The sequence below is a fragment of the Thioalkalivibrio sulfidiphilus genome (genome assembly GCF_000377945.1).
Classification (GTDB): Bacteria; Pseudomonadota; Gammaproteobacteria; order Ectothiorhodospirales; family Ectothiorhodospiraceae; genus Thioalkalivibrio_A; species Thioalkalivibrio_A sulfidiphilus_A.
In genome coordinates this window covers 43,586-68,009 of sequence record NZ_KB898939.1, presented here as the reverse complement: position 1 = coordinate 68,009, position 24,424 = coordinate 43,586, and the positions used below count along the sequence as shown (strand labels likewise).

Sequence of the window (24,424 nt, the reverse complement as noted above, 5' to 3'; positions counted from 1 at the left end):
CAGACCTTCCTGCTTTCAGCCGTGCTGGCGCACAATCTCAACCGGGAAATGCAGATGCTGTGTCATGAACAGGTCCGCAACACGACTGAGAAGCGCGCGCCGCTGTGGTGTTTCGAACAACTCGGCACCCTGCGGCGCAAACTGATCCAGCGCGCCGGGCGCCTGACAAGACCCCAGGGCGCCTTGACGCTGACCATGAGCGCTAACCCCGCCGTGAAATCCGAGCTGTTGCATTACCTGAATACCTTGAAGCAAGCAGCCTGAAACCTGGTTGCGTCAAATTTATGCAATGATTGGGTATTCCCAAGTGACCTGTCGGCTGTCGGCCCGCCCAGTCGGGATGTGTCAGAAGTTCAGGGCCACGAAGTTCACACCGACGGTCCAGGCCTCCTGCTTGTCGCCGCCCAGTTCCCGGGTCCAGGTGAGATCCAGGAACAGGTGCTCGTCCAGCAGGCCGATGCGCGGTCCGAGCTGTGCCACGGGACGGGAGCCGCTGCGGTCGTCACCGAAGACCTCGACCACCAGGCCGAGACGGTCGGTGAACCGTGCCTCGGTACCCAGGCCCCAGGTGAAGGCGGTCTTGTCCGCCTCGCCCCGGTCGCGCTCCACGCCCAGGTTCACATGGGCCAGGGCCCGGTCCGGGATCAGCTCGACGCTCACCGGCACGTAGGCAAAGGCCACCTCCCAGCGGCTGGTCTCGCTCAGGTACTCGGTGCCTGCCACCAGGCCCAGGCCGTAGCCGTGGGTATCCCTGTCCAGGAACAGGATCTTGGCTTCAAGCCCGTACACCTCGGCGTTTTCGCCGCCTTCGCGCAGGAATCCGGCGGTGGCCGTCACCTGCCAGTTGCCGTCCAGGCGGCAGGTGGGGGAGAGGAAGCTGCCGTGGCCGCCACCGTCCACGTCGGTGTACCAGATCTCCGCCTCGCAGCTGCGGGCGTCGATGAGTTCGGCGTCGTCCACCACGTAGTGTCCGCTGGCTGCCGTGGTGCCGGCGGTGAGCGCGAACAGGCCGCCGCTGATCATGGCGGGCAGGGTCTTGTTGATCTTGTTGAATGCAATCATGGTGCTGTCTCCGTTGGTTGGGGATGTCGATTCGGGTAGAACCGCCGGGTCCACCATGGAGGACCCGGGGTAGCGATTTCATCAGGCGACGCCGATCAGCCAGCCGGCCATCAGGAAGTACACCGCGAGTCCGGTGAAGTCCTTGATGGTGGTGATGAAGGGGTCGGCTCCGGGGGCATGGTCCACGCCCAGCTTGAGCATGACCCAGGGCAGCAGGAAGCCCAGCACCGACGCGGTAGTGACCGCGAAGAACAGGGCCACGCCCACCACGACGCCCAGCTCCGGGATGCCGTTGGGCGCCCCCTGCCAGAGCCAGGCCACGGTGCCTGCCAGCAGGCCGATCAGGATGCCCATGCTGAGACCCACCTTCAGCTCACGCAGCAGATGCTTGCGGAAGAACTGGCCCAGGTGGATATGCCCCAGGGCGAGACCTCGGGCAAAGATGGTGGTCGACTGGGTGCCCACGTTGCCGCCCATGTCCATCACCAGGGGGATGAACACGGCGAGCGCGATCACCGCCGCCAGCGTTTCCTCGAAGTGGTCGATGAGACCGCCCACCATCAGGCCGCCGGCCAGCGTCACCATGAGAAACAGCAGGCGCACCTTCACCGGATAGCCGATGCCGCCGGCGGTGAGCTTCTCGCTGCGCACCACCTCTGTGGCATGGATCAGGTCCCCCACGCCGGCCTTCTTGTAGACGTCTTCGGAGGTATCCTCTTCCAGAACGTCCATGGCGTCGTCGAAACGCAGGATACCCACCATCACGCCCTGGGCGTCGACCACCGGCAGTACCGGCAGGTTGGTCCGTTGCAACAGCCGGGCGGCCTCCACCTTGTCGTCGTCGGTGGTGACCCGACCATTGGCCGGTTGCATGATCCGATGCACCCTCTCATCGGCTGGCGCACGCAGCAGGGTGGAGAGGCGCACGTAACCCTGGTACCGGCCGCCGCTGTCGATGACGAACAACACGGAGCCGGTGTCGTCGGTGAGCAGCGGGTTGTCCCGCAAGGCCTGCAGCGCCTCTTCTACACGGATATCGCCTTGCACCGCGAGGAATTCGCCACGCATGACACGGGCCACCGTGTCCTCGTGGTGGCCGAGCATGGCCCGAACGCCTTGGTATTTTTCCGCAGGCAGCCTTTCGAGCAGATCCCGGGCGAACGGGCGGGGCAGCAGTGCGTGAGTGCGGGCCAGAGTGTAGAGCGGCAGGTGGGCGGCAAAGCGCGCGGCCTCATCGAGGCCCATGGATTCCATCAGGCCTGCCTGCTCCTCGTCGTCCAGGTGGAGAAATACGGCGCGTGCGTCCGCGGCGCCGAGCCGCCGGAATAGCGTCCAGCGGTCCTCGGGTTCCAGCTCAGCCAGGCGGCGGGCGGTCTCGGCGGGGACCGTGTGCTTGATGATGGCCAGGGCCTTGTCCAGCTCGCCCTGGCGGAGAAGCGTGAAGATGATCTGTTCCATGACGTTGTCCTCATGGTGAATGTCAGTGGGTGTTCGCCCACCGTCATGAAACAGACGCAAGGGGGCTCGCGCCCCCGGAGAAGATGCTCAGGGAGCGGTCGGCCACCGTCGGACTGGGTCGGTACGGCGGGCGAGGTTTGACGGCCTCACGCGGGAGGCCGGCAACGATCGCGGTTGTTCAGGTCCGGGGTCGTCGGGCATGGGTTCTGCCTCCTGTGCTCGGGGTGATGGGGGCCGGCGCGGTCTTGGTCAGCCGCGGCGGCGGTGGTTGAGGATGACCACCAGGCCCTGGCGCTTGCCATCCGGCAGGGCCTGGGCGATGGCACGGGCACGCTCGCGGGACAGGTGGTCGTAGAGCCGCGCCACGGTGTAGGTGGGCAGACCGCCGGCCAGGCGAGTCGCGTCTTTCTCGGCGATACGTTCCAGTACGCGGATCTGGGACTGCTCGGCAAGACGCAGGAAGCGCAGGCGCGCAGTGCCAAAATCGCCGTTGTTCATGGCGTGGCTGACCTCGCTCAGATCGTGATCCACGGCGGCGTCAACCTCCTGCCAGAAGGCGGCGGGACGGGTGTGCTTGAGGGTGCTCAGGGCCTTGCTCATCAGTGTGGTCATGGGACTGCTCCTTGACGCGTGTTGCGTCATCCGGTGTCGAACGCATGCACCGCAAACGGTGCCTGTCTGGCGAGGAGCGGTCAGGGGAAACGGGCTTGGGGCAACACACCCGGTACGGAGGTGTTGTGAGGGGGATCTGGGGCCGAAACATCAATGGCAAATCGCAGACCTCAGAGGCCTACTGCCATGGGTTTCGGAAGAACCGGGTCCTCCCGTACGTGCCATGCGTGTCGCGGCGCGTCGGGACGAGACCCTCGGGTGGTCAGATGACCGGGGAGGGGCGGAGGTCCTGACGGACGCTGCGGCACACCCGTTTCAGGCCGCTGACGGCCCTCGCGCGTGTACAACTTGAACTGCAACTGTCCATGGAATGATTAAACCTCTGTGACCTAACATGTGCTTCCGGACACGGCCGAAAACGCGACGAATTATAGTCCTACTCCAAACTGGATGTAAACCGCACGGATCGCCTCAATACAAATCAAGTTTCCTTTTGCAAGTACACGGGCGCGCACAGCGTTCTCTCTCGCCTGGGCGCCAAGACGTGGAGGAAAAAGCAATCCTCTCACGGGGACACAGGGGCACGGAGAAAAACATTTGATTCCAAAACCCCGTGTCTCCGTGGCTCCGTGAGAGGATCGGTTTAAAGTGGGATGAGCAAATGGATCGTGAATGTTCTGGAGCGTCGCAAAGCGTTCCTGTTTATGACATCGCCTGGAGCAGCGCACTGCCCAGCACCCAGAGTCCGATGGCGAGAAACAGACCCGCCGCGATGCGGTTCATGAGGCGCGCCGGGATCCTGTCCGCATAACGGTGTCCGAGCCACACGGCAGGGGCGTTGGCGACGAGCATGCCCAGGGTGCTGCCGGCCACCACCCAGACCACCGTGTCGAAGTTGGCGGCCAGTGCCGCGGTGGCGATCTGCGTCTTGTCGCCCATCTCCATGAGGAAGAACAGCACGAAGGTGGTGAGGAAGGCACCGCGCACGCTGATCTCGGGCGCGTGCTCCTCGTGGTGATCACCGCGCAGGGTCCACAGCGCCATGGCGATGAAGCCGAGTCCGACGATCCAGGTGATGAGCGTGTCCGGCAGCAGGCGCGACAGCCACAGGCCGCCCACGGCGGCGAGTCCGTGATTGGCCAATGACGCGGCGAGCACGCCGGCCAGGATGGGCCAGGGCCTGCGGTAGCGTGCGCTGAGGGTAAGGGTGACGAACTGGGTCTTGTCGCCGATCTCGGCGATGGCCACGGTGGCCAGGGCGATGAAGAAGACTTCCACGGATCATTCCTCGGGGCTGGACGACGGAAACCGGTGGCACGCCCTCCCGTCCAGCCCGGAACGGAGGTCGATACCACAGGTCTCGCCAGACCGCATCGGCCGCATGCGCCATGACCCTTCGGGTCAATCATGTTGACGCATGCCCCCGGCGTTGCGCCGGGTCGGCTACTCCCCTGAGTGCGGGGGCATGCTAATGGAGTGGGGGGCAAAGGGCAAGTGTTGAGGGTGAAGTGTGAGGGTGAAGGTGGAAGGATGAAATAAACCAGCCAACCCAAACGCTGCCTGTAAGGTGAAGTCATGGAAACCGGTTTACGCTTTGCCCTCCTCCTTCATGCTTACCAGACCCGGTTCCCCCGCCAGATGGGCCGCGCTGGGGTCGACCAGGTAGCCATGGGTGAGCGCGGTGCGGCCGAGCAACATGCGAAAGCGCATGGTGTCCCGGTTGGTCAGGGTGATCTCGATGCGGTGGCGGCGGCTGCCGATGACCACCGTGGTGGTGATCACGTAGCGGCGGGTGCGGTGGCCGCCCGAATCGGTGACCGTACGCCGGTCCGTGACCGGCGCCTCGCAGTGGATCTCGGGGGCCTCGCTGCCGGCCGCCGGGTGCAGACCGAAGCGCACCCATTTCTGCCCGTCCCGCTGGAAGGGTTCCACGTAGAAGGCGTGCAGGGCCGAGGTGCGCGCGCCGGTGTCCACCTTGCATTCCAGGCGCGGGATGCCCAGTTCCGGCAGCGCGATCCATTCGCGCCAGCCGAGGCGGGGTTGTGAGTCTCTATTCAAAATTCAAAATTCAAAATTCAAAGGGGTCGTCGAATGATGCCACCGATTTTCCTTTGAATCTTGAATTTTGAATCTTGAATCCCCGCTGTCTCAGCGGGGAAATATCACCAGATGGTTGAACGCGAGCTTCAGCCCGATGCGTTCGCCCACGGCGAAGTTGTCGTGGCTGGGGGCGAAGCACAGCACCTTGCCGCCGCTCGCCAGCCGTAGGGTGTACAGGAAGCTGGCGCCGCGGAAGGCCTTGTCCAGCACCTCGCCGCTGATGTGGCTCTGGTCGTCGGGGCGGATGTCGTCGGGGCGCACCAGCACGTCCACCGGGGCGCCCACGCCGCAGCCCTCGGGCACCAGGCCGGTGATGATGCCCAGTTCGGTCTCCACCTGGTGATCGTTGAGCACCGTGCCGGGCAGCAGCTTGCCCTGGCCGATGAAGTCGGCCACGAAGCGCTCGGCGGGGCGGTGGTAGAGGTTGTAGGCGGTGTCCCACTGCAGGATGCGCCCAGCGTTGACCACGCCGATGCGATCCGCCATGGCGAAGGCCTCCATCTGGTCGTGGGTCACCAGGATGGCGGTGATCTGCTCCTGCTTGAGGATGCGGCGCACCTCCCGGGCCAGCTCCTCGCGCAGCTCCACGTCCATGCTGGAGAAGGGTTCGTCCAGCAGCAGCAGGCGCGGGCGCGGGGCCATGGCACGGGCGAGCGCGATGCGTTGCTGCTGGCCGCCGGAGAGGGCATGGGGGTAGTGCTTCCCGTAGCTGGGCAGGCCCACCAGTTCCAGCAGCTCGCGCACCCGGGTGTCCCGGTCGCGGGCGGGCAGGTGGCGGATGCCGAAGGCGATGTTCTCGGCGACGTTCAGGTGTGGAAACAGGGCGAAGTCCTGGAACACCATGCCCACCTGGCGGCGTTCCGGGGGCAGGGTCCAGCCTGGTCGGCTGACCGGATCGCCGTTGAGGCGGATCTCGCCGGCGGCCACGGGCTCGAAGCCGGCGATGGCGCGCAGCAGGGTGGTCTTGCCGCAACCGCTCGGGCCCAGCAGGCAGCCGATCAGGCCCTTGCGCAGTTCCAGGTTGACCTTGTGCACCACGGCGGTGCTGCCATAGGCCACGTCCACGTTGTCGACTTCAAGCAGCGGTGTCATGTCCGGGTCGGGATCGGCTGATGGTGCGGCTGAGCAGGATAACCGGAATGATGCCGGCGATCACGATGGCCAGTGCCGCGCTGGCCGCGTCCGCGAGACGCTCGTCGGAGGCCAGCTCGAAGGTGCGCACCGCGAGCGTGTTGAAGTTGAAGGGTCGCAGGATGAGGGTGGCGGGCAGTTCCTTGAGCACGTCCACGAACACCAGCAGCAGGGCGGTGAGCAGGGAGCCGCGCATGATGGGCATGTGCACCACCCGCAGCACCCGGTTGGGGGGCATGCCCAGGGACCGGGCGGCGTCATCCATGGAGGGCTTGATCTTGCCGAGCGCCGCCTCGACGGTCTGCAGGGACACCGCCAGGAAACGCACGCAGTAGGCAAAGATCAGCGCAACCAGGGTGCCGGAGAGGATCAGTCCTGTGGAGATGCCGAAGCTCTCGCGCATCCAGGCGTCCACGGTGTTGTCGAGCCAGGCGAACGGCAGCATCACGCCCACGGCGATCACGGTGCCCGGCACGGCATAGCCCATGCCGGCCACGCGCACCGCCACGGCGTTGCTCCAGGAGGGGCGTAGGCGCTGTCCATAGGCCATGAACAGGGCGAGTGCCAGGGCGAGCAGGGCGGCGATGGCCGCCAGGCCCAGGCTGTTCCAGACTAGGCGCAGGAACTCGGCGCTCATCCAGGTCTCGGTGGTGCCCGCCGCCCAGTTGGCCAGCTGCAGGGCGGGCAGCACGAAACCCAGCAGCACGGGCAGGGCGCAGACCGCCACGGCGGCGACGCGGCGCCAGCCCCGCAGCTGGTAGCGGGGCAGCTGGGTGTAGCGGCTGCTGGTGTGGTGAAAGCGCGCCCGGCGCCGGGACCAGCGTTCCAGCACGATGAGCACGAACACGAAGCTCATGAGCAGGGCGGAGAGCTGCGCCGCCGCCGCCGGGTCCGCCATGCCGAACCAGGTGCGGAAGATGCCGGTGGTGAAAGTGGGGATGCCGAAGTAGGCCACGGTGCCGTAGTCGGCGAGCGTCTCCATGAGCGCCAGCGAGAGTCCGGTAATGATGGCGGGGCGTGCCAGCGGCAGGGCCACCCGGGTAAAGCCCGCCCAGGGACCGTTGCCCAGCGTGCGGGAGACCTCCAGCACGCACACGGACTGTTCCAGGAAGGCGGCCCGGGCCAGCAGGTAGACGTAGGGATAGAGCACCAGGGACAGCATCGCCATGGCGCCGCCCAGGGAGCGGATCTCCGGGAACCAGTAGTCGCCATAGCCCCAGCCGAACCACTCCCGTAGCTGGGTCTGCACCGGGCCGGGGAAGTCCAGCATGCCGGTGTAGGTGTAGGCGATGATGTAGGCGGGCATGGCCAGCGGCAGCAGCAGGGCCCACTGGAAGATGCGCCGGCCGGGGAATTCGCACAGACTCACCAGCCAGGCGGTGGGGATGCCGATGAGCAGTACGCCGGCGCCCACGCCGAGCATGAGCAGCAGGGAGTTGACCACGTAGTCCCGCAGCACCGTCTCGCGCAGGTGCTGCCAGACATCGGTGGAGGGCAGGAACAGGTGGGCGAACACCACCAGCACCGGCAGGGCCAGCACCAAGGCCGTGAGCACCACGCCGGTACGCCAGGCATCCGGGCGGTGCCAGGTGCGGGCGGGTGGGGCGGCGGCTTGGACGGCGTCCTGGTTCAAGTCGGGGGCTTCCGGTCAAAGGCTCGGATGATACCAGCTGGCGCTGGGATCCAGTGGCTAGTCTCAAGTGGCAAGTGGCAAGGAAACTGTTTTCCTTGCCACTTGAGACTCGCCACTTGCCACTGCCTTACCGCCAGCGCGCGCGGTCCATCAGGCGCACGGCCCGGGCGTTGTACTCGCCGAGCAGGGCCATGTTGATCTCATCGGCGCGGAAACGGCCGAGCCTTTCCAGGGTTTCGCTCCAGGCAACGCCCTCCTTCACCGGGTACTCCTGGTTGGCCTCGGCGTACCACTGCTGGGAGGCGTCGCTCATCAGGAACTCCAGCAGGCGGATGGCGTTGTCCCGGTTGGGGGCGTGGGCGGTGACGCCGGCGCCGCTGATGTTCACGTGGGTGCCCCGGTCGCCCTCGCCCTGGTTGGGCCAGATCACCCGGATGCGCCGGGCGGCCTCGCGGTCGTTGGCGTCGTCACCGGCGAGCATCTGGGCCAGGTAGTAGGTGTTGGCGATGGCGATGTCGCACTGACCCGCGGCGGCGGCGCGGATCTGGTCCCGGTCACCGCCCCGGGGCGGGCGGGCCAGGTTGGCCACCAGGCCCCGGGCCCAGGCCTCGGTCTCCGCCTCGCCCTTGGCCACGATCATGGCGGCGATCATGGACTGGTTGTAGACGTTATCCGAGGAGCGGATGCAGATGCGGCCCCGGTAGCGGCGGTCGGTCAGGTCCTCGTAGCGGCTGATCTCGCCCTCGGCCACGCGACCCTCCACCACCATGATGGGTCGGGCGCGCATGGACAGGCCGAACCAGTGGTGCTCCGGGTCCCGGTACTGGGCCGGGATCGCGGCCTCCAGGGCCTCGGAGCGCACCGGCTGCAGTACGCCGGCCGTCTGGGCGTTGTGCAGGTTGCCGGCATCCACGGTGATGATCAGGTCGGCGGGGGAGTTGCGGCCCTCGCTGCGCAGGCGCTGCAACAGGGCGCCTGCCTGGGCGGTGACCAGGTTGACCCGGATGCCGGTCTGCTCCGTGAACTCGTCCAGCAGGGGCTTGATCAGTGCCTCCTGGCGCGCGGAATAGACGTTGACCTCGCCCTGGGCCAGGGCGGTGGCGGGGATGGGGCCGAGCAGGGCCAGCAGGAGCAGGATCAGCAGACGGGCGAGACGGGGGTGCATGGGTGAATCTCCGGGGGTTGAATGGGGTAGCCGGGCTGCCGGCAGACCTTGTGTTAATGCTAATGCGAACGATTATCATTAAATGAAATATCGCCTGTCAAGCATCTCTCGTGCCCGGTGTTTGCCACATGGGACGCCAAATGGGCGATACTGAATACAATGAATGCTCAAAGACCTATGCCGCCGGCCCGGCATGCCGGCCCGACTGGGAGCCCCTATGGACAGTGAAGCCTTGAAGATCCCCAAGAAACTCAAGCATGTAAGGCTTTGGGTGCATCCGGAGGGACCGGTGGTGGGCGCGATCTTCCTGCATTGTCAGAGCGATCACCACGAGGGGGAGGAGCGGCCCGAGGAGGCCATGAACGGACCCGAGCCGTTTTTCGTCTTCCGGGGCGGCAGTGACGATGACCTGCGCTTCTACAACAAACACGCGGTGGTACGCCTGGAGTACACCCACGAGCCGGAGCAGGCCCCCGAGGGCGCCGTGGCCCTGCGCACCCGCCTGCACCTGATGGACGGTTCCACCCTGGAGGGGGTGATCCGGGAGATGCTGGTGCCGGAGCACGCGCGCCTGTTCGATTATGTGAACATCTTCGAGGATCGCTTCGTGCGCCTGTTCATGGACGATGACGCCACCATTACACTGGTGAACAAGGCCTATATCGTCAGGGTCACCCCACTGGACAGTTGAGTCTGATGCGCCCAGCCGGCAACCCCTTCACAACCTGTGCTTGCGAACCCCGCGCCCCGTGCGTGCAGGGGGCGGCATGAGCCTGCTGCGGGACTTCAAGGCCGAGCGCATCATCGCGCGCCTGCTGGACCCCCGCGAGCGGGTGGGTACTGCCGAGGATCGCAAGCAACTGGTTTCCAAGCTGCGGGGCCTGGGCGACACGGGTGTGAATAAGCTCATCCATGCGCTTGGCCACGCGGCTCGCGATGAGGTGCCGCGCATCTCCGAGCTTCTGGTCAGGCTGCTGGATAACGCCAGCCTGCCGGTGTTCTCCGAGGCCCTGGCGGACGGCAACTCCCAGTCCGTATCGCGGGTCACGGACGTCCTGTGTCGCGGTACCGGCTTTGATCCCAACCGTCTCATGTCGGCCTTCGGCGACCCCCGTATCCCCAAGAGTGCGTTGATCCAGGTGCTCTCTGCCCATCGCAAGCGTCTGGATGCCGGTGCGCTGTTGCGCTACGCCTATACCTTGGAGCCCACCGACCGCAACGCCCTGATGAAGCTGGTCACCGAAGTGGCTGACCCGTCGTTGGTACCAGAGTTGCTCAACCGGGTCTCGGGCAAGGATCCGGTGGTGCGCATGCAGATCGTGCGTATTCTGGGGCGGTTCCAGACCCCGGAAGTGGTGGAGACCCTGCAGCACCTGCTTGAGGATCCGGACAAAGGGGTGCGCCAGGCGGCCTTAGAAGTCCTCTCGACCCATGACGCCCGGCTCGATCTGGAAAAGCTCTGCAACCTGCTGCGTGACCGGGACATCAAGGTCCAGGAGCAGGCCATAGAAACTATTATCAAGCGCAACGATCCGGACACCATGAAGTACCTGTCTGCGGTGCTCCATGACGAGGCGGAGCATGCCCGCCGGGCAGCCGTGGAGGTGCTCAACAAGATCGGCAGCGCAGCCGCCATCAAGGAACTGCTGGAGTCGGTCAAGGACGCGGACTGGTGGGTGCGCGCACGCTCCGCTGACGCTTTGGCCAAGATTGGTGGGCCCAGGGTGGTCAAGGCTGTGGTGGAACTGATCAAGGACGATGATGAATTCATCCGCCGCTCCGCCATCGAGATCCTCAATTCCACACGGGACGAACAGGCTATCAGTCATCTTATAGATGCCCTGGAGGATTCCGACTGGTGGGTGCGTGAACGTGCCGTGGATGCCCTGGCCAATATCGGCAACAAGGCCGCCACGCCGGCACTGGTGCGCATGCTCAAGCGCGACGAGAAAGCGGCGCCGGTCGTGCTGCGGGCGCTCGCCAAGCTGGGCGACGAGAGGGTGATCCATGCTGTGCTGGAGCAGCTCAAACGCCCCGTGCCCGAGATCCAGCTGGAGGCCCTGCATACCCTGGGCGAGCTGGCCGGTTCCGATAATGCTGCCGGGATCTGCGAGGTGATCATCAAGTACACTGAAAAGGCCACCTCCGAGGTGCGCGAGTCGGCACTGGAGGTGCGCGACCGCTTGCAGGACAAATTCTCCGCTGCAGCTTCCCTGACTCGCATGGTATCCAAGCCAACGCCGGCTCATGCCGATGACACCCTGGCGATGTCCATGCTTCAGAACCCGGACGAGCCGGCCCGCCCGCCAGCCTCGGCGCCTCAGTCACTGGCAAACCTCGACATCAATCGCCTTCAGCCGGGGGAGATGATCGGAGATCGCTACCGCTACGTGCGCCGTGTTGGGCGCGGTGCATTCGGTACAGTCCTGCTGGTCGAGGACGAAGTGATCTCCGAGTCATTGATCCTCAAGGTGCTGCATCCCCAGATGGCCTCCGATGAGGACATGATCAAGCGCTTCGTGCAGGAGATGCGCCTGTCGCGCAAGATCACCCACGAGAACGTCATTCGCATATATGACTTCCTCAACATTCAGGGACTGTTGGCTATCTCCATGGAGTACTTCCCCTCCAGTACTCTGGCTGTGTCCCTGGAGGCCCGCGAACCGCTACCGATCGAGACCGCCCTGCGCTACACACACGACATCGCCAAGGGCATGGCCGCGGCCCATGAAACCGGTGTGGTGCATCGCGATCTCAAGCCGGGTAACGTGCTGATCAACAACCGTGGTGTGCTGAAGATCGTGGACTTTGGCGTGGCAGCCGCCCGCGCCGCTGGCGATCAGCAGCTGACCCGCACTGGCATCCTCATCGGTACGCCCAAGTACATGTCACCGGAGCAGGTGCTGGGCAAGCCAGTTGATGCCCGGTCCGATATCTACGCTTTGGGCATCATGATGTATGAGATGCTTACCGGTACCCTCCCCTACACCGGCGAGGACCAGATGGCCGTGATGTACCAGCATGTACAGGGCAAGGCCCGTCCGGTGAGCGAGGTCAACCCGGGCGTGCCCAGGACGCTGGGCGCCGTGGTGACAAAGATGATGGCCTTGTCCCCGGAAGACCGGTACCAGAACATGGAGGAGGTCCGCCGCGCCCTGGCGGGATTCATCGACTGATGGCACGCATCAACGCATTTCTCAAGCTGGGCCGCGAGCAGGGTTGTTCGGACTTGCATCTCGCGGTGGGTGTGCCGCCGATGCTGCGCATGAATGGGGATCTGATGCCCATCAAGTTCCGCGACCTGGGTGAGCGTGAACTGGAGGCCTACGTGCTGGAGATCCTCACGCCGACCCAGCGTAAGCGTTTTCGAGAGGGCGAGGATCTGGACTTCTCCTACGTAGCGGACGAGGTGGGCCGGTTCCGTGTCAACCTGTTTCGCAAGGCAACAGGTGTGGGTGCGACCTTCCGTCACGTGCCCGCCAGTGTCCCCCAGCTGGACGAACTGGGTCTGCCGCCGGTGGTTCACGAGCTCATTGAGCATCACCAGGGCATGGTACTGGTCACCGGCTCAACGGGTACCGGCAAGTCCACTACGCTGGCGGCGATCATCGATCACATCAACAGCCGCCGGGCGGTCAACATCCTGAGCCTGGAAGATCCGATCGAGTTCGTGCACCACAGCAAGAAAGCCCAGGTGATACAGCGGGAGGTGGGTACCCACGTGCAGAGCTATGCGGATGGTCTGCGCGCGGCACTGCGCGAGGACCCGGACGTAATCCTGGTGGGTGAGTTGCGTGACGCGGAGTCCATCACCATGGCAATGATCGCCGCCGAGACCGGTCATCTGGTGCTTGGTACCCTGCATACCACCTCTGCGGTCAAGACCATCGACCGTATCCTGGATGCCATTCCCATCGAGTTGCGCGAGCAGGGTAAGACCTTTCTGTCCCAGAACCTTCATGGCGTACTTACCCAGAACCTGGTCAAGAAAGCAGACGGACGTGGACGCCATGCCGTGGTGGAATGCCTGGTGGTCACCCGGGCCATCGCCAAGATGATCATGACCGACAAGGTGCACCAGATCCCTTCCCAGATGCAGACCGGGCGTGAGCGGGGTATGCAACTGCTGGATCAGGCGCTGATGGAGGCTCTGGAGAAGAAGCTCATCGATCCCGATGATGCCTATCTGCACGCTAATGACAAGAAGGCCTTCCAGCGCTTTGTCACCGATGCCTCGCTGCTCCCCAAGATTAATCTGGCGGGCGGATAAGTCGACATGAAACGCATCGACTCTCTGCTGACCCGCATGGTCGAAATGGATGGCTCCGATCTGCACATGATGTCTGGAGACCCTCCCAGGGTGCGTGTCTATGGGGAGCTCAAGCCCATCGAGGAGGCGCCCATGAGCGCCGAGGCGGTCTCGGATGCCCTGGCAGAAATCCTTCCGGACCATTCTCGGCTGGCATTCGAGCGGGACGATGGCGCCGATTTTGCTTACGAAATCCAGGGGTTGTCGCGATTCCGGGTCAACATGCTGCGCCAGATCAATGGCATCGGCGCGGTATTTCGCGGTATCCCTTCGCGTTCTCTGAGCCTGGATGAGCTGGGGCTGCCGCCAGTTGTCTCCAGTCTGAGCATGCAGCGACACGGTCTGGTCCTTGTGACCGGCAAGACCGGCTCAGGTAAAACCACCACGCTTGCGGCCATCGTTGACGACATCAATGCTCGTCGCAAGGGCCACATCATCACCATCGAGGATCCGATCGAGTTCATTCATGAACGCAAACGTTCGCTGATCAGCCAGCGCCAAGTGGGCCTGCACACCCCCAGTTTCTCGACTGCCCTGCGTTCCGCCCTGCGCGAAGATCCGGATGTCATTCTGGTGGGTGAGATGCGTGATCTGGAGACCATCAGCCTGGCGGTGACCGCCGCGGAGACCGGTATCCTGGTGCTGGGTACCCTGCACACCAGCGGCGCCGCTTCCACCGTGGATCGCATCATCAATACCTTCCCGGCCCAGAAGCAGGGTCAGATCCGCACCATGCTCTCCACCTCCCTGCGCGGCGTGATCTCCCAGCAGCTGGCGCGGCGTGCCGACGGCAAGGGCCGCGTGGCAGCCATCGAGATCCTGGTGAACACTCCGGCGGTCTCGAATCTCATCCGCGAGGGGCGTACCGAGCAGCTGGAGAGCACCATGCAGAGCGGTGCCCTGGTGGGCATGCAGACCATGGACTCTGCCCTGCGCCGGCTGCTGGATGCGGGCACCATCACCGGGCGGGAGGCCTACGAGAAGGCCATCAGCAAGGCAGAGTTCGAGGCCGTGCGCCACGAGGGGACGAAGCGGCACTGAGAGACGGGGCGATGCCCGTGGAGTCAGTCAACGAAAAGACCGGCCAAGGCCGGTCTTTTCGTGTGTATCGCCTTTCGAGAGCTTGAACGGCTACGTGCGCACGTAGACCCAGCCGTCCTGGAGCCGGTCGATGATGTGATCAACGGCGGACTGGGTGGTCTTGGTGCCGGTGATCAGGCGGGTGCGCACGCCCTGGCGCTGCAGGACTTCCATGGTGTTCTGGCAGGCGATGAAGTGGACGTTCTCGTGGCGCTCAGTGAGCAGACGGATGCGCTCCACCTGGGTGGAGGTCTCCTCGCGGAACAGGCCAAGTCCCTCGGAGTTGGCCACCACCTCGATCTCCAGGCCCGGGCCCGGGTAGACGGCCAGCAGTTGCTCGGCGCGATCCATGACATCGGCGAAGCGGTGCTCGCCGCCCTGGCTGATGTGCAGCACGAACTTGTTGGCCTGGATCTGGCGCGGCTCGATGCGCACGCCGTTGACCACGGCGGCGGGCTCGGGACCCTGGATGTGGGCCACGTAGGCCTCGGGCTTGTGGCGCTCGATGCCGTCGGAAATCAGCAGACCGGCAGCGAAGCCGATGCCCAGCAGCACGGCCGCGGCGGCCATGGAGGGGAAACGCATCGCCCGGCGTATGGGGTGTTCCCGGCGTCGGCGCGGCGGCTCCGCGCTGGCATAGCCGTGGTGCACCAGGGTCTTCACGTGGCGCAGGCTGCAGGCGACGCCGCGCAGTTCCTCGTCCTCGCGCAGACGGCGCAGGATCTCCCGGCGTGCGGCGCTGTCCAGTTCCCCGTCCACCAGAGCGTTCAGGGTGTGTTCGTCGCCACCGATGTGTGATTTGTCCATCACTTGACTCTCCAGAGTTTCGGCGCTTCCTGGTTCCCGGCGGGCGATTGCACGGACTCCAGGGTCTCTCTCAGGGCCCGCCTTGCGCGGCTCAGACGGCTCATCACCGTGCCCAGGGGTATTTCCAGGACCTGGGCCACTTCCGCGTAGCTCAGTCCCTCCAGATCCACCAGGGTGACCACTTCCCGCTGCCCCATGGGCAGGGCGGCCACCGCCTGACGCACCTGGAACACGATCTCGTCCTGTGTGTGCTCGTACTCCGGGCAGCGATCACAGACGAACTGAATATCGTCCAGGGGGACCTGGGGCTTGAGGCGTCGCAGGTGTTCGCGCCAGCAGTTGTGCAGGATGGCGAACAGCCAGGCGTCGACCCGCTCCGGGTCCCGCAGTTGTTGGTGTTTGCGCAACGCCCTGGCCAGGGTCTCCTGGGCAAGGTCGTCGGCCAGCATCTCATCACCGCACCAGGACAGCGCCAGCCGGTACAACCGGACGCGACTCTCCTTGAGCCGCTGCTGCCAGGCACGGGATCCTCCCCCGAATAAATGGATCCAGCTCATGTATCCCTCCTGATGGGCAGCCGTGTTGTGGTTGGAATAATTGGACACCTGCCCGGGTGAATCCCCGAATGGCGGGCGCACGGCTGCATGTTCCCAAAGATGGTTCGAGTCAAAAATTTATTCCATCGTGACGGGTGAGTCACCCGGTTTCGCCCTGAAAGAGTTTTTTTACATCAATTTCTCGTGAATCCGGAATAAATCCTCTCCGGGACCCATCTTACAGGTCGCTAACAAGCGAGGCAGGGAAGCCCGAACCTTTCTTCCGGGGGTGTTGTACCCCCAGAGAAGAACACAGTTTACGCCGGATTCCATGGCAGGTGCCTTCGGGTGATCGCCCAATCCGGCAAGAACATCGGCGGTGACACGCCGGTGTCGGGATGCGGCAAATCGTGGTGGCCGTATCCCGGGCATGCGCCCGGTCAGGGAATCGCCGGTCGCTGCAAGCGGGGCACGGCGCAATGCGCCGGGGCTCCAGGCCAGGTGCGGTTCCATAGCAGATCCGTACCTGTCCGAATGGTGTTTTGCGGGTGTATCCCCTCTGAGATTGCCCCGGCCTTCGGGCCGGGGTTTTTTTGCTCACTTGCGGGGTTGCGGGGTGGCCCGTAATCTGCCCCCATGAACAGCCTTCCGCCCCGCCCCTCCCTGGACGTCCTCCCCGAAGCCCTGCGCCCGGATCTGATCCGTCTGCTGGATGATTTCGAGTCTGCCTGTGCCCGCGACGGCATCGCCCTGGACCACTGGCCCGAGGCGCTGGTACGGGTCTGGGCGGGCAGCGAGTTCGCGGCGCGGATCGCCATACGCCGGCCGAATCTGCTCCTGGAACTGATCCAGGACGGGACCCTGGCCCGCCCCCTGGAGTCCGGGGAGATGGCGGCCCGGGTGAGCGCGGTGGTCCAGGCGGCGCAGGACGAGGCCGCCCTCATGCGCGACCTGCGCCTGTTGCGCCAGCGGGAGATGATGCGCATCGCCTGGCGCGACCTGAGCGGTGAGGCGAGCCTGGACGAGACCCTGGGTGATCTCACGGATCTCGCCGAGCACTGCATCGACCAGGCCGCCGCCTGGGTCCATGACCAGCTGGTGCAGCGCCACGGGGAGCCCCGGGACGCCGAGGGCCGGCCCCAGCGCCTGGTGGTGCTCGGCATGGGCAAGCTGGGCGGCCGGGAACTCAACTTCTCCTCCGACGTGGATCTCATCTTCACCTATGCGGCCCGGGGCGAGACCGACGGCGAGAAGCCCCTGGACAACCAGCAGTTTTTCATCCGTCTGGGCCAGCGCCTGATCCGCCTGCTGGACGAGAACACCGCCGAGGGCTTCGTGTTCCGGGTGGACATGCGGCTGCGGCCCTTCGGCGACTCCGGCCCCCTGGTCATGGATTTCGACGCCCTGGAGGGCTACTACGAAAGCCATGGCCGGGAATGGGAGCGCTACGCCCTGATCAAGGCCCGGGTGGTGGCCGGCGACCGGGAGGCGGGCCGGGAGCTGATGCGCGCCCTGCGGCCATTCGTGTTCCGCCGCTACCTGGACTACGGCGCCTTTGCCGCCCTGCGCGACATGAAGGCCATGATCAACCGGGAGGCGGCGCGCCGCAGCCGCGGCGATGACGTGAAGCTGGGCGAGGGGGGCATCCGGGAGGTGGAGTTCATCGGCCAGGCCTTCCAGCTGATCCGCGCCGGCCGTGACCCCCGCCTGCAGCTGCGCGGCATCCGCCCGGTGCTGCGTCGCCTGGCGGAGATGGAGCTGATGCCCGGCTACGTGGTGGAACAGCTCATCACCGCCTACGAATTCCTGCGTCGCACGGAAAACCACCTGCAGATGGCCCAGGACCAGCAGACCCATCGCCTGCCCGAAAGCGACGAGGCGCGCCTGCGCCTGGCCTTTTCCATGGGCCATGACGACTGGGAGGGTTTCTCGCGGGACCTGGCCCGTCACCGGCGCCGGGTCCAGGAGCACTTCCAGCAGGTATTCGCCGCACCCCAGGGCGAGGCGGAGGAGGCGGCCGGGGCCGAAGGTCCGGGGCAGGCCGTGCTGGCCTCCATCTGGGCCGGCGACCGCTCCGGCGAGCGGGCCCAGGCGGTACTGGCGGAGGCGGGTTTCCGGGACGCGCCCAAGGCCCTGGAGTTGATCGAGGACCTGCGCGAGGGCGCCGCCTGCCGCTCCCTGACCGCCACGGGCCGCGAGCGTCTGGACCAGCTCATGCCCCTGCTGCTGGGTGCCGCCGCCGGTGCCGAGGACCCGGACACCGTCCTGTCCCGGCTGGTGACCCTGGTGCGCAGCATCGCCCGTCGTTCGGTGTACCTGTCCCTGCTGGTGGAAAGCCCCATGGCCCTCTCCCAGCTGGTGAAGCTCTGCGACGCAAGCCCCTGGATCGCCCAGCTGCTCACCCGCCACCCCCTGCTGCTGGACGAGCTGCTGGACCCGCGCAGCCTCTACGCCCCCATGGATCGGGAGGGTCTCTCGGCGGAGCTGGACGAGGAGCTGTCCCAGGTGCCGGAAGACGACATGGAGCAGATGATGGACCGCCTGCGCCAGTTCCAGCAGGTGCAGATGCTCAAGGTGGCCGCCGCCGACATCATGGGCGTGCTGCCGCTCATGAAGGTGAGTGACCACCTCACCTGGATCGCCGAGGTGGTGCTGGAACGGGTGCTGGCCCTGGTCATGGCCCAGCTGCATGCCCGCTATGGCCGCCCCCGCTGCCTGATCGACGGGCAGCCCTACGAGCCGGGTTTTGCCATCATCGGCTACGGCAAGCTGGGCGGCCTGGAGCTGGGTTATGGCTCGGACCTGGACATCGTGTTCCTGCACGACAGCGCCGGCGAGCAGCAGATGACCGACGGCGACAAGGCCCTGGACAACAGCGAGTTCTTCGCCCGCCTGGGCCAGCGCATCGTGCACGTGCTCGGCACCTATACCGGCGCCGGCCGGCTCTACGAGGTGGACACCCGGCTGCGTCCGAGCGGCGCCTCGGGCCTGCTGGTTAGCAGCCTCAAGGCCTTCGAGCTCTACCAGGAGACCAAGGCCTGGACCTGGGAGCACCAGGCCCTGGTGCGCGCCCGGCCGGTGGCCGGGGATGCGCGCATCGCCGAGGGCTTCGCCGAGATCCGCCGCCGTGTGCTCGGCATCTGCCGCGACCGGGAGAAATTGCGCCAGGAAGTGCGCGAGATGCGCGAGAAGATGTGGTCCGAACACGCCTCCCGGGACCCGTCCCGGTTCAACCTCAAGCGGGATCCGGGTGGTATCGCCGACATCGAATTTATGGTCCAATACTGGGTTTTGGCGTACGCCTGCGACCACCCGCCGCTGCTGGATTACCCGGACAACATCCGCATCCTGGAGCGCCTCGTGGTCACCGGCGTGCTGCCGGAAGAGGATGCCCGCTTCCTGACCGACACCTACCGTGAATTCCGCAACCGCATCCACCGGCTGACCTTGCAGGAGTCGGACGCGGTGGTGGACGCGGCCGAGTTCGCCGAGCAGCGCGAGACCGTGCGCGCCCTCTGGCGCCGGGTGATGGAGGAAGGCAAGGCTTGAATGCAATGGACAGGATTTACAGGATTGTTCTGGATTGGCAGGAAAAAGAAAGAACAATTTTTGACAGGATTTACATGATTAACACGATTAAGGCATTTCAAAAAATCATGTTAATCATGTAAATCCTGTCGATTCCTTTGTTTTCTTACAGTCCTGAAAAATCCTGTTCATCCTGTCCATTCGACTTTAAAGACACGAGACAACCGAGGTAACCCCCATGTCCATGGCCGACCGCGACGGTCTGATCTGGTACGACGGCAAGATGGTGCCCTGGCGCGATGCCACCACCCACGTGCTGACCCACACCCTGCACTATGGCATGGGCGTGTTCGAGGGCGTACGCGCCTACCAGACCGACCGGGGCACCGCCATCTTCCGCCTGGAAGACCACACCCGGCGCCTGTTCCGCTCCGCGCGCATCCTGGGCATGAAGATCCCCTACAGCCAGGACCAGCTCAACGAGGCCCAGAAGGCCGCCGTTCGCGAGAACCACCTCAAGAGCGCCTACATGCGGCCCATGTGCTTCTATGGCTCCGAGGGCATGGGCCTGCGCGCCGACAACCTGGAAGTGCACGCCATCGTCGCCGCCTGGGAATGGGGCGCCTACCTGGGCGCCGAGAACATGGAGCGGGGCATCCGGGTGAAGACCTCCTCGTTCAACCGGCACCACGTGAACATCACCATGTGCAAGGCCAAGGCCAACGGCAACTACATGAACTCCATGCTGGCCCTGCAGGAGGCGCTCTCCTGCGGCTACGACGAGGCCCTGCTGCTGGATACCGAGGGTTACGTCTCCGAGGGAAGCGGCGAGAACTTCTTCATGATCCAGGACGGCGTGATCTACACCCCCGAACTCACCTCCGCCCTGGACGGCATCACCCGCAAGACCATCTTCGCCCTGGCCGCCGAAGAGGGCCTGGAGATTCGCGAGAAGCGCATCACCCGTGACGAGGTCTACGTTGCCGACGAGGCCTTCTTCACCGGCACCGCCGCCGAGGTGACCCCCATCCGCGAACTGGACCGCCGCCCCATCGGCAACGGCGGCCGCGGCCCCATCACCGAAAAGCTGCAGACCCTCTACTTCGACGTGGTCCACGGCCGCACCGGCCGCCACGACCAGTGGCTGACGTTTGTCTGATGCAAAGAGAAATTTGACAGGATTTACATGATCAACAGGATGAATAGGCATGGAAGCCATAGACGATCCACTGACGAGGTCGATCATTGCGTCGGCCTACCAGGTTCACAATGAACTGGGATTCGGATTTCTGGAAAAGGTCTATGAGAGGGCGTTGCTTGTCGAGCTGAGTGCTCGTGGGATATCGGCCGAAACGCAGGTGATCACCGATGTTTGGTATAGGGATCACGTGGTCGGGACGTATTGCATAGACTTGCTCGTGGAAAAGAAAGTCGTTTGTGAACTCAAGGCTGTCGAAAGCCTGAGCCGCCAGCATCAAGTTCAGCTGGTGAACTATCTTGCTACAACACGCATGGACTTGGGACTGCTGATCAATTTCGGGCGAAGTGTTGAGGTGCGTAGAAAGTACAGGCTGCCAAAGCAATAATCCTGTTAATCATGTAAATCCTGTCAGATGTTCTTCTGGAGTTAATAATAATGCCCAACCCCCACACCGCCGAACACCAGAACCAGTACCAGCCCGCCAACGCCCAGACCCGCGTTGAGGTGACCCGGGCCGATCTGCCCCTGCACTGCCCCCAGCCCGGCACGGCCCTGTGGGCCTCGCACCCCCGCGTATTCATCCCCATCGAGGATGCCAAGGACGGGCGCATGATCTGTCCTTACTGCGGTACAGAATACGTGCTGAAGGCCTGAAAAAGGCGTCAATTCTGCGCTGTCGAAGTTCGCAGTAGGAGGCCCGACTCCGGGCCGACAAGGTGTGGCAACCTGCCCCTGGCCAATTCGCGGCGGGGTCGCCGCCCCTGCCCACCCATTCAGCCGAACCGGTAGCCGAAGGTCTCTATATCCGGTCGGTAGTGGACAGCCACGATCTCCGCGGTTTCGTCGGTGTAGTAGCGGCGGAAATCGTCCCGACCTTCGGCCTTGCGCTTGTGGGGCAGCGCGACGCGGGGCACGCCGATGCGTTCGCATACGGTGTCGAAGTCTTCCTGCAGGCTCTCGTAGTGGCCGATGAAGTCCACGATCAGATTGCCGTGCAGATCCACCACGTAGTCGCTCTGCAGTTCCCTCGACGTATCCAGCATGTAGTTCCACGGGCGCTCTGGGTCGAACTTGAGCCGCACGAACTGCTCGAAATTTTCCACACCCTCCAGCACTTCGGGACGTTCCCGGCGGATATGGAAGAAGGAACTGACCTGCAGATCCCAGGGGTTGCGTACAAATACGAACTTGAACAGTCCCTCGTAGAACTCCGCCGGCAGCATTTCCTTTGCCGCAATCGCTTTGGCATGGCGTGGAAACTTGGTGCCGATGCGATGCCCGGTCATCTGATCCAGCTTGTTGGCGATGAACATCGGCAAGCCGTAAATGCCGCGATAGCGATAGCGTGAAAGCGCCGCGCGCACGCTGGTTCCGCCGGTCTTGGCAATGTGGACGAACAGGAAGTTGTGTTTGGGAGACAGGAGCATGGGGGTTCCGATTGGCCGTGCGGGTACATTCTAAACGATTAGGTCGCGGCCTAAGGCGCCCCGCGTACCTCAGTCGGTGCCAGCCCCATCACCTGCAGGTATCGCAGTGCGCTTGTGTCAGCCCGGTATTCCTGCACCGCAGCCATCAGGGTCTCCCTGGGCAGGGGAGTGGACAGGGTGCAAGCCATGGCTTCCGCCAGTGCGGCTGGGTCACCGGTGGGCACCAGGGCCCCAAAGCGTCCACCATCGAGCACTTCCCTGGGACCGCTGCGGCAGTCGGTGGAGACCACCGGTATACCGAGCGCCATGGCTTCCGTGAGGGCGTTGGGCGATCCCTCCCAGAGTGAGGAAAGCACGTACAGCCGTGACCGGGATAGCCAGGCATAGGGGTTGGGCTGAAAGCCTGGCATGAGCAATGCATCGTGGATGCCAAGTTCACGCGCCAATGCGGACAGGCTGTCACGGTCGCTGCCCTCCCCCAGGATCACAAGCCGCGCAGGCGTGCGCTCGCGCAATCGGGCGAAGGCACGCATGAGAGTGGGAAAGTCCTTCTGCCGGGTAAGCCGGCCCATGCCCATGACGATCGGATCGCCACCGTCCGTCAGCCAGGGGTGGGGTGCCGGCTCTGCGGCACGTGCCTCCAGGCCGGGGGTGATCACCGGGTTGCGGATCACATGCATCCGCTTGTCATCTACACCCGTGATGGCCTTCACATCGTCGGCTACGCCCTGGGACACGGCAATGATGCCGTCGGCGAGGGGGTAGAGACGGCGCATGGGTCGATAGCGCAGCCACTTGCGCAGCAGGGAGCGGCCCTCCAGCGCCTCGGAGAGGGTGGTGCCCAGGCGGATGAAGATGCGTGTTTCAACGCCCGACTTCTTACGTGCAGTCAGCGCGGCCCTTCCGGCCCGGTCCTTGGCGGCCAGCAGGACCGGCGGGCGGCGTGATGCGAGGTAGCGAGCGAGTGGTTTCACGCTGAGGGCGCTGTGACGGGTGCCCAGGCGCACAATATTGACGCCGGGTGGCAGATCCGCCAGGTGGCCGCTTTCCTCGCGGATCAGTACCAGGTCGATGACGAGCCCGAGCCGCGCCAGTTCCCGAACCAGGTTGAGCACCATGCGCTCGACACCGCCCTCGCCGGAGAGTGAGATCAGTACCGCTAGATCAGGTGGTTGTTCAATGTGAACTGAACGTTTAGACATTGGGGGTCAGCCCCATGGCATGTAAATATGCTCGGGCGCTACGCATCACATGGTATGGCTGAGTGGCATACTGTAGACTTTGCCGGTCAATGGGGGTTATCAGCGTGTCTAATATAGCGCGCGCCATCGCATTGGCATCTCCAACGGGCACGAGTCTTCCGAGTCTGCCATCATCAAGAAGCTCTCGGGTTCCGCTCGGGCAATCAGTCGCGACAACAGGCGTACCGAGGGCCAATGCTTCCACCAATACCACAGCCAGACCCTCCCAGCGGGAGCTGTGTGCAAAAACGTCGGCTCGCGCTATCCATGGGTAGGGGTTAGTCACAAATCCGGGTAGATAAACATCCGAAGAGATACCAAGTTCATGTGCTAGAGCTTGTAGTCGAGTTCGTTCACGTCCTTCACCGATGATTGCGAGTTTCATCGGGCGCTCTGCTCTGGCTACAGAAAAAGCACGGATCAATGTGGCGTGGTCTTTTCGTGCAGACAGTTCTCCTGCTGCGAGAATTAGGGGGGGAGAAATTTTATCCAACCATGGATCAATCGGCGAGGCTGTTGAAAGCGCAATCAAGTCTCCTCTGACTACAGGGCTGGGAACTACTTTGATGGGTGGATGATTGCTTCGCATGAGACGGTGTAGATCATCAGCTACGCCTTTAGAAGGGACAAGGATGCCGTCTGAATGACTATAGAGGTAACGTATAGATTGGGTCTGTTTCCAGCGTTCTAGTTTTGTGCGATTCGCTAGGTTCGCAGAGACTGTAGTGCCGATGCGAACATAATGGCGTGAGTTACTTCTTGCAAGCCAGCGAGCTAGAATCGCTGTTCTATTGACGCGATCCTTATCTGATAGAAGTGCTACAGGTTGCTCGTTTCTCAAGTAGCGAACAAGGGAAGGCAATGCAGTACTAACATGGCGACAATTTAACGGTACGATGCGGAACCCGTTGGGCGTGTCTTGGATATATGGCCCATGACCTCCGATTTTAAGTAGGTCGACATGTATACCTAGCCTAACGACAGCTGGTAAGAGGTTATTCATGATCCGATCGACACCGCTGTGACCGGATGTTGCGAGGAAAACGGCGAGGGTCGGAGATGAATTATGTGGTTTCGTCATGTGTGAATTTAATTATATTGGCGTAATGGCTACTTAATGTGATGCGAATTAAA

21 protein-coding genes, 1 pseudogene and 1 riboswitch are annotated in these 24,424 nt (G+C 64.0%); of the genes and pseudogenes, 9 read left to right on the top strand and 13 right to left on the bottom strand.

The genetic code is table 11. From position 1 onward, the window contains the following. Window positions 1-264 (top strand): annotated as a pseudogene (locus D580_RS16705) (IS1380 family transposase); the annotation flags it as partial. An 81-nt stretch (window positions 265-345) separates the two neighbouring features. Here D580_RS16705 and D580_RS0109235 read toward each other — a convergent pair. The 8 genes from D580_RS0109235 to D580_RS0109200 all read right to left on the bottom strand — a co-directional run bounded on the left by D580_RS0109235 (window position 346) and on the right by D580_RS0109200 (window position 9,161). Next, complete coding sequence (locus tag D580_RS0109235) at window positions 346-1,062, bottom strand: hypothetical protein (RefSeq protein WP_018954117.1); 717 nt, start codon at window positions 1,060-1,062, stop codon at window positions 346-348. 81 nt (window positions 1,063-1,143) lie between these two features. Then, a complete protein-coding gene (gene mgtE, locus D580_RS0109230; protein ID WP_018954116.1) occupies window positions 1,144-2,520 on the bottom strand; it encodes a magnesium transporter in 1,377 nt (458 codons plus the stop codon). A 249-nt stretch (window positions 2,521-2,769) separates the two neighbouring features. Then, window positions 2,770-3,132: a hypothetical protein gene (locus D580_RS0109225; RefSeq protein ID WP_018954115.1), complete on the bottom strand. Its 363-nt coding sequence runs from the start codon at window positions 3,130-3,132 to the stop codon at window positions 2,770-2,772. Window positions 3,133-3,834: 702 nt separating this feature from the next. Then, the gene (locus D580_RS0109220; RefSeq protein ID WP_018954114.1) at window positions 3,835-4,410 is read right to left on the bottom strand and encodes a TMEM165/GDT1 family protein; all 576 of its coding nucleotides are present in this window, start codon (window positions 4,408-4,410) and stop codon (window positions 3,835-3,837) included. Window positions 4,411-4,438: 28 nt separating this feature from the next. Next, window positions 4,439-4,596: riboswitch (yybP-ykoY riboswitch) on the bottom strand. 123 nt (window positions 4,597-4,719) lie between these two features. After that, on the bottom strand, window positions 4,720-5,190 hold the full coding sequence (locus D580_RS0109215) for an ATP-dependent zinc protease (protein ID WP_018954113.1): 471 nt from the start codon (window positions 5,188-5,190) through the stop codon (window positions 4,720-4,722). A gap of 90 nt (window positions 5,191-5,280) precedes the next feature. Next, on the bottom strand, window positions 5,281-6,324 hold the full coding sequence (locus tag D580_RS0109210; protein ID WP_026289855.1) for an ABC transporter ATP-binding protein: 1,044 nt from the start codon (window positions 6,322-6,324) through the stop codon (window positions 5,281-5,283). Further along, complete coding sequence (locus D580_RS0109205; protein WP_018954111.1) at window positions 6,308-7,996, bottom strand: ABC transporter permease; 1,689 nt, start codon at window positions 7,994-7,996, stop codon at window positions 6,308-6,310. The genes D580_RS0109210 and D580_RS0109205 overlap by 17 nt, the downstream gene beginning before the upstream one ends. Before the next feature lie 127 nt (window positions 7,997-8,123). Continuing rightward, window positions 8,124-9,161: a Fe(3+) ABC transporter substrate-binding protein gene (locus D580_RS0109200; RefSeq protein WP_018954110.1), complete on the bottom strand. Its 1,038-nt coding sequence runs from the start codon at window positions 9,159-9,161 to the stop codon at window positions 8,124-8,126. A 217-nt stretch (window positions 9,162-9,378) separates the two neighbouring features. Here D580_RS0109200 and D580_RS0109195 point away from each other — a divergent pair, with 217 nt between their 5' ends. The 4 genes from D580_RS0109195 (at window position 9,379) to D580_RS0109180 (ending at window position 14,511) form a co-directional block, all read left to right on the top strand. Next, a complete protein-coding gene (locus tag D580_RS0109195; protein ID WP_012637043.1) occupies window positions 9,379-9,852 on the top strand; it encodes a hypothetical protein in 474 nt (157 codons plus the stop codon). Window positions 9,853-9,928: 76 nt separating this feature from the next. Then, window positions 9,929-12,337 carry a HEAT repeat domain-containing protein gene (locus tag D580_RS0109190; protein ID WP_018954109.1) on the top strand — a complete coding sequence of 803 codons (2,409 nt, stop codon included), beginning with the start codon at window positions 9,929-9,931 and terminating at the stop codon, window positions 12,335-12,337. Next, window positions 12,337-13,431 (top strand): type IV pilus twitching motility protein PilT, encoded by a 1,095-nt coding sequence (locus D580_RS0109185; RefSeq protein ID WP_018954108.1) that lies wholly within the window; start codon window positions 12,337-12,339, stop codon window positions 13,429-13,431. Before D580_RS0109190 ends, D580_RS0109185 begins: the two co-directional genes overlap by 1 nt. Before the next feature lie 6 nt (window positions 13,432-13,437). Then, window positions 13,438-14,511 (top strand): type IV pilus twitching motility protein PilT, encoded by a 1,074-nt coding sequence (locus D580_RS0109180; protein ID WP_018954107.1) that lies wholly within the window; start codon window positions 13,438-13,440, stop codon window positions 14,509-14,511. Window positions 14,512-14,601: 90 nt separating this feature from the next. Here D580_RS0109180 and D580_RS0109175 read toward each other — a convergent pair whose 3' ends face one another. Together D580_RS0109175 and D580_RS0109170 are read right to left on the bottom strand one after the other, a co-directional pair. Continuing rightward, window positions 14,602-15,357 (bottom strand): hypothetical protein, encoded by a 756-nt coding sequence (locus D580_RS0109175; RefSeq protein ID WP_018954106.1) that lies wholly within the window; start codon window positions 15,355-15,357, stop codon window positions 14,602-14,604. Then, window positions 15,357-15,914, bottom strand: coding sequence for an RNA polymerase sigma factor (locus D580_RS0109170; RefSeq protein ID WP_051081795.1), 558 nt, complete (start codon window positions 15,912-15,914; stop codon window positions 15,357-15,359). Before D580_RS0109170 ends, D580_RS0109175 begins: the two co-directional genes overlap by 1 nt. A gap of 615 nt (window positions 15,915-16,529) precedes the next feature. Here D580_RS0109170 and glnE point away from each other — a divergent pair. The 4 genes from glnE (at window position 16,530) to D580_RS0109145 (ending at window position 21,276) form a co-directional block, all read left to right on the top strand. Beyond that, window positions 16,530-19,442: a bifunctional [glutamate--ammonia ligase]-adenylyl-L-tyrosine phosphorylase/[glutamate--ammonia-ligase] adenylyltransferase gene (gene glnE / locus D580_RS0109165; RefSeq protein WP_018954104.1), complete on the top strand. Its 2,913-nt coding sequence runs from the start codon at window positions 16,530-16,532 to the stop codon at window positions 19,440-19,442. 217 nt (window positions 19,443-19,659) lie between these two features. Next, the gene (locus D580_RS0109155) at window positions 19,660-20,580 is read left to right on the top strand and encodes a branched-chain amino acid transaminase (protein WP_012637051.1); all 921 of its coding nucleotides are present in this window, start codon (window positions 19,660-19,662) and stop codon (window positions 20,578-20,580) included. A gap of 49 nt (window positions 20,581-20,629) precedes the next feature. Beyond that, window positions 20,630-21,007 (top strand): GxxExxY protein, encoded by a 378-nt coding sequence (locus tag D580_RS0109150; RefSeq protein WP_018954102.1) that lies wholly within the window; start codon window positions 20,630-20,632, stop codon window positions 21,005-21,007. Between the two features lie 50 nt (window positions 21,008-21,057). Then, a complete protein-coding gene (locus D580_RS0109145; RefSeq protein ID WP_012637053.1) occupies window positions 21,058-21,276 on the top strand; it encodes a zinc-finger domain-containing protein in 219 nt (72 codons plus the stop codon). 119 nt (window positions 21,277-21,395) lie between these two features. Here D580_RS0109145 and D580_RS0109140 read toward each other — a convergent pair whose 3' ends face one another. The 3 genes from D580_RS0109140 to D580_RS17080 are packed head-to-tail and all read right to left on the bottom strand — an operon-like array spanning window position 21,396 to window position 24,371. After that, the gene (locus tag D580_RS0109140) at window positions 21,396-22,049 is read right to left on the bottom strand and encodes a sulfotransferase family 2 domain-containing protein (protein WP_018954101.1); all 654 of its coding nucleotides are present in this window, start codon (window positions 22,047-22,049) and stop codon (window positions 21,396-21,398) included. A 50-nt stretch (window positions 22,050-22,099) separates the two neighbouring features. Continuing rightward, complete coding sequence (locus tag D580_RS0109135) at window positions 22,100-23,251, bottom strand: glycosyltransferase (RefSeq protein WP_051081794.1); 1,152 nt, start codon at window positions 23,249-23,251, stop codon at window positions 22,100-22,102. Then, entirely contained in the window at window positions 23,244-24,371 is a 1,128-nt protein-coding gene (locus tag D580_RS17080; protein WP_081617268.1) for a glycosyltransferase, read from the bottom strand. Before D580_RS17080 ends, D580_RS0109135 begins: the two co-directional genes overlap by 8 nt. Between the last annotated feature and the right edge of the window lie 53 nt (window positions 24,372-24,424).

What these genes read in the sequence shown, in the direction of transcription:
- D580_RS0109235 (WP_018954117.1), bottom strand. Translation starts at nt 1,062, where the DNA reads ATGATTGCATTCAACAAGATCAACAAGACCCTGCCCGCCATGATCAGC.
- mgtE (WP_018954116.1), bottom strand. Translation starts at nt 2,520, where the DNA reads ATGGAACAGATCATCTTCACGCTTCTCCGCCAGGGCGAGCTGGACAAG.
- D580_RS0109225 (WP_018954115.1), bottom strand. Translation starts at nt 3,132, where the DNA reads ATGACCACACTGATGAGCAAGGCCCTGAGCACCCTCAAGCACACCCGT.
- D580_RS0109210 (WP_026289855.1), bottom strand. Translation starts at nt 6,324, where the DNA reads ATGACACCGCTGCTTGAAGTCGACAACGTGGACGTGGCCTATGGCAGC.
- D580_RS0109200 (WP_018954110.1), bottom strand. Translation starts at nt 9,161, where the DNA reads ATGCACCCCCGTCTCGCCCGTCTGCTGATCCTGCTCCTGCTGGCCCTG.
- D580_RS0109195 (WP_012637043.1), top strand. Translation starts at nt 9,379, where the DNA reads ATGGACAGTGAAGCCTTGAAGATCCCCAAGAAACTCAAGCATGTAAGG.
- D580_RS0109190 (WP_018954109.1), top strand. Translation starts at nt 9,929, where the DNA reads ATGAGCCTGCTGCGGGACTTCAAGGCCGAGCGCATCATCGCGCGCCTG.
- D580_RS0109185 (WP_018954108.1), top strand. Translation starts at nt 12,337, where the DNA reads ATGGCACGCATCAACGCATTTCTCAAGCTGGGCCGCGAGCAGGGTTGT.
- D580_RS0109180 (WP_018954107.1), top strand. Translation starts at nt 13,438, where the DNA reads ATGAAACGCATCGACTCTCTGCTGACCCGCATGGTCGAAATGGATGGC.
- D580_RS0109175 (WP_018954106.1), bottom strand. Translation starts at nt 15,357, where the DNA reads ATGGACAAATCACACATCGGTGGCGACGAACACACCCTGAACGCTCTG.
- D580_RS0109170 (WP_051081795.1), bottom strand. Translation starts at nt 15,914, where the DNA reads ATGAGCTGGATCCATTTATTCGGGGGAGGATCCCGTGCCTGGCAGCAG.
- glnE (WP_018954104.1), top strand. Translation starts at nt 16,530, where the DNA reads ATGAACAGCCTTCCGCCCCGCCCCTCCCTGGACGTCCTCCCCGAAGCC.
- D580_RS0109155 (WP_012637051.1), top strand. Translation starts at nt 19,660, where the DNA reads ATGTCCATGGCCGACCGCGACGGTCTGATCTGGTACGACGGCAAGATG.
- D580_RS0109150 (WP_018954102.1), top strand. Translation starts at nt 20,630, where the DNA reads ATGGAAGCCATAGACGATCCACTGACGAGGTCGATCATTGCGTCGGCC.
- D580_RS0109145 (WP_012637053.1), top strand. Translation starts at nt 21,058, where the DNA reads ATGCCCAACCCCCACACCGCCGAACACCAGAACCAGTACCAGCCCGCC.
- D580_RS0109140 (WP_018954101.1), bottom strand. Translation starts at nt 22,049, where the DNA reads ATGCTCCTGTCTCCCAAACACAACTTCCTGTTCGTCCACATTGCCAAG.
- D580_RS0109135 (WP_051081794.1), bottom strand. Translation starts at nt 23,251, where the DNA reads ATGTCTAAACGTTCAGTTCACATTGAACAACCACCTGATCTAGCGGTA.
- D580_RS17080 (WP_081617268.1), bottom strand. Translation starts at nt 24,371, where the DNA reads ATGACGAAACCACATAATTCATCTCCGACCCTCGCCGTTTTCCTCGCA.